The sequence below is a fragment of the Intestinimonas butyriciproducens genome (assembly GCF_016901775.1).
GTDB lineage: Bacteria > Bacillota > Clostridia > Oscillospirales > Butyricicoccaceae > Pseudobutyricicoccus.
In genome coordinates this window covers 1-235 of record NZ_JACJKW010000067.1, presented here as the reverse complement: position 1 = coordinate 235, position 235 = coordinate 1, and the positions used below count along the sequence as shown (strand labels likewise).

General features: G+C 62.1%; 1 protein-coding gene. It reads right to left on the bottom strand.

All coding sequences use genetic code 11. From position 1 onward, the window contains the following. Positions 1–235: cation transporter (locus tag H6A25_RS12605; protein WP_204752460.1), on the bottom strand; the 235-nt coding region annotated here is incomplete at both ends.

Sequence of the window (235 nt, the reverse complement as noted above, 5' to 3'; positions counted from 1 at the left end):
GATAGGTCTTCCGCCGCATTCCCTGGGGTACACCCTCCCCCCGGGGGGTAATGGTTGCTGTGCCCTCCACACTGCGGGCGATCTCCAGCATCCGGGGCAAGAGGGCGTCCGGATTTTTGGCAGTAACCCGCAGCTGCTTTGTGGCAAAGGTCAATGTGGCCTCCTGCACCTCTTCCAGCTGGTTGATCTTCCGCTCGATTTTGGCGGCGCAGTTGGCGCAGTCCAGGCCGTCGAT